Raw genomic sequence first — 3,739 nt, 5'->3', positions numbered from 1 at the left:
TCCCATTTCGCTGAACGACCTCCCCGTCAACCTCCAGCCGCGAGCCCTCGCTCACGTCGCTGATCATGTCGACGTGGACGGCGCTGTCGTTGCCCGATTCGCCCGCGGGAAGGCAGGCGTCGTACGCGCGACCGACCGCGAGGTGGACCGTGTCGCCCATCTTCTCGTCAAAGAGGATCGAGTCGGTGAACCGGTCGATCCCGCGGTTCATCCCGATCCCGAGTTCCCCGAGCCGGCGCGCGCCCGGGTCGGTGTCGAGGACGCCCGCAAGCGCGTCCTCGCCCGCGCCCGCCGCGAAGTCGACGACTGCGCCGTCCTCAAAGACGAGGTGGACGTCCCGGACGCGGGTCGCATCGATCGTCATCGGCACGTCGAAGAACGCCTCGCCCGCCGTGTCGTACGGGGCGGTGAACACCTCGCCGCTCGGGAGGTTGTGGGAGTCGTACGCCACGGAGGCGGCGGAGTTGACCGCGGTCCGGCCCGCGATAGACATCGTCACGTCGGTGTCGGGGGCGTCGTCGCGTTCGGTGACGATCCGGACCGTCTCGCCCTCGTCGAGGACGGCCTTCATCCGGGCCATCTCATCGGCGAGCACCTCCCAGTCGCGGAGGATCGCGTCGTAGACGAACTCCTGATGCTCCTCGTAGGCCATCCCGGCCTGCTGGGCCAGCGAACGGGTCGGGTGGACCGTGGATACCCAGTCGGTGTCCAGCCGGGCCTCACGGACCCCCTTTCGGGCATTTGCGTACGCCCGTCGGGTGTCGGCGGAAACGTCCGCGGTCGCGGTGGTGTTGCGGCCGCCCCCAAGCCGGAGGTAGACGTCGGCCGCCTCGAACATCGCGCGGTCCACGGCCGGGTCGCCGTCGAAGGCGGGGACCGTGTCGTCGCCGTCGACTCGCGCCTCGGCACCCTTTAAATACGCTCGGGAGATCGCGTCGGAGCCGTACAGCGTCGTGACGGTTGCGCCCCGCTCGCCGAGCGCCTCGACGACGGCGACGCCCAGATCGTGGGCGTCCTCGGCGACGTCGACGATGACGTCGTCGCCGGCCTCGATCCGCGCGCTCCAGTCGACGAGCACTGCGGCGTGTTCGCGCACGCGTTCGTCCATGGCCGACGCGTCGGCGGCGAGCGGTAAATCGGTGCCGGCACGGTGGTCGTGGCTGGAGCGCCTCGGATGTCGGTCGGCGATCGGCCGGCGGCGACGGGGTCGTTTCGAACTCCCCGGGCGCTCGGTCCTCCGCAGTTGCCGGCGCGGTGAACGCCGCCAAAACGCCGGCCGCTTGCTCCCGCGCGAACGATGCTGAAGCCATCACGAAAGCCCCGGCCGGCCCGCACTGCGGCCGCCCCTCACACCTCCCCAACCCCGTCGGTCGCCCTTCACATTGCTCCGGGTGACCGATTCCCTCGCGGGTTCGGCTCGCGGGCCTCCGGCCCGCTCACGGCACACGCCGACCGCACGGATCCCGCTCCGATCGCCGCACCCACCGGTGAGCGTCGGGTAAGGGACCGTCTCGTCGTTGTGTAAAAAGGCCCGTGATAACGAGCCCCACACGGGATATATCGGCACCCCCGTGCCGCGGTTTCGCACGGATCGAACGAAGGCTTTATATAGAATCACAATCAATCAAAGCATGATTATGTCTCAGCGACAGCGGATGGGCAATCAGCCCATGATCGTACTCTCCGAGGAGTCGCAGCGAACGTCCGGAAAGGACGCCCAGAACATGAACATCACGGCCGGGAAGGCCGTCGCGGAGTCCGTCCGGACGACGCTCGGCCCGAAAGGGATGGACAAGATGCTCGTCGACTCGGGCGGGTCCGTCGTCGTCACGAACGACGGCGTCACCATCCTCAAGGAGATGGACATCGACCACCCGGCGGCGAACATGATCGTCGAGGTGTCCGAAACACAGGAGGACGAGGTCGGTGACGGAACCACCTCGGCCGTCGTCGTCGCCGGCGAACTCCTCGACCAGGCCGAGGAGCTCCTCGACCAAGACATCCACGCGACCACGCTCGCGCAGGGGTACCGCCAGGCCGCCGAGGAAGCAAAGGCGATCCTCGAGGAGGACGCCATCGAGGTCTCCGAGGACGACCGCGATACCCTCGTCGAGATCGCCCAGACGGCGATGACCGGCAAGGGCGCGGAGAACGCGAAGGACCTCCTCTCCGACCTCGTCGTTGACGCCGTCCTCGCGGTCGCCGACGAGGACGAAATCGACATCGAGAACGTTTCCGTCGAGAAGGTCGTCGGCGGTCCCGTCGACAACTCCGAGCTCGTCGAGGGCGTCATCGTCGACAAGGAGCGCGTCGACGAGAACATGCCCTACGCGGTCGAGGACGCCGACGTCGCGCTGTTCGACGGCGCCATCGAAATTCAGGAGACGGAGATCGACGCCGAGGTCAACGTCACCGACCCCGATCAGCTCCAGCAGTTCATCGACCAGGAGGAGGAACAGCTCCGCGAGATGGTCGACCACCTCGTCGACATCGGTGCCGACGCCGTCTTCGTCGGCGACGGCATCGACGACATGGCCCAGCACTACCTCGCTCAGGAGGGCATCCTGGCAGTCCGCCGCGCCAAGTCTGAGGACCTCAATCGCCTCGCCCGCGCGACGGGCGGTCGCGTCGTCTCCAACCTCGAGGACATCGAAAGCGACGACCTCGGCTTTGCCGGCTCCGTCGCCCAGAAGGACGTCGGCGGCGACGAGCGCGTCTTCGTCGAGGACGTCGAGGAAGCCAAGTCCGTCACGCTCATCCTGCGCGGCGGCACCGAGCACGTCGTCGACGAGATCGAGCGCGCCATCGATGACTCGCTCGGCGTCGTCCGCACGACGCTGCTTGACGGGCAGGTCCTGCCCGGCGGCGGTGCGCCCGAGGCCGAGCTCGCCCTCCAGCTCCGCGACTTCGCCGACTCCGTCGGCGGCCGCGAGCAGCTCGCCGTCGAGGCGTTCGCCGACGCGCTGGAGGTCATTCCGCGCACGCTCGCCGAGAACGCGGGCCTCGATCCCATCGACTCGCTCGTCGACCTCCGCTCCCGGCACGACGCCGGCGAGTTCGGCGCCGGTCTCGACGCTTACACCGGCGACGTGATCGACATGGAGGACGAGGGCGTTCTGGAGCCGCTCCGCGTCAAGACCCAGGCCATCGAGTCCGCCACCGAGGCGGCCGTCATGATCCTGCGCATCGACGACGTCATCGCGGCCGGCGACCTCAAGGGCGGCGGCACCGACGACGGCGGCGACGAGGGCGGCCCCGGCGGCCCCGGCGGCGCGCCCGGCGGCATGGGCGGCGGCATGGGCGGCATGGGTGGAATGGGCGGCGCGATGTAAGCTTCGGGAACGACCGAACTTCACTCCGTCCGACCCCTCGAACCGTGCTGTGACCGCCGTTTCGGTCCGTCGCGGACCCTCACGCGAACGAGATTTTCTTTTCGGACCACATCGAGAGTCGCCTCGCCGTCGCTCGGCGGTTCGGTGTACGGGCCGGGAGGGATTCGAACCACGGTCGCTCCCGTTCGCTCGCTGCGCTCGCTCACCTCTCGCTCCCTGATTCGAATCTCTCCCGCCGTACAGCACCGCCGCTCGTGATAATGCTCGCGGCGGTACAGCGGGCCGGGAGGGATTCGAACCACGGTCGCTCCCGTTCGCTCGCTGCGCTCGCTCACCTCTCGCTCCCTGATTCGAATCCCTCCCGCCGTACAGCACCGCCGTTCGTGATAATGCTCGCGGCGGTACAG

At 68.5% G+C, this 3,739-nt stretch carries 3 protein-coding genes; 1 reads left to right on the top strand and 2 read right to left on the bottom strand.

The features are described 5' to 3' along the window. Positions 1-1,108 (bottom strand): aminopeptidase (locus tag Q0916_RS09865; RefSeq protein WP_299237059.1); only part of this gene is annotated, 1,108 nt, incomplete at its 3' end. Positions 1,109-1,670: 562 nt separating this feature from the next. Here Q0916_RS09865 and thsA point away from each other — a divergent pair. Next, complete coding sequence (thsA, locus tag Q0916_RS09860; RefSeq protein WP_349254526.1) at positions 1,671-3,332, top strand: thermosome subunit alpha; 1,662 nt, start codon at positions 1,671-1,673, stop codon at positions 3,330-3,332. Between the two features lie 20 nt (positions 3,333-3,352). Here thsA and Q0916_RS09855 read toward each other — a convergent pair. Then, positions 3,353-3,739: DUF1540 domain-containing protein (locus Q0916_RS09855; RefSeq protein WP_299237058.1), on the bottom strand; the 387-nt coding region annotated here is incomplete at its 5' end.

It is taken from the genome of Natronomonas sp., assembly GCF_028274965.1.
In the GTDB taxonomy this organism is placed as follows: domain Archaea; phylum Halobacteriota; class Halobacteria; order Halobacteriales; family Haloarculaceae; genus Natronomonas.
This window is presented reverse-complemented; position numbering and strand designations above follow the sequence as displayed.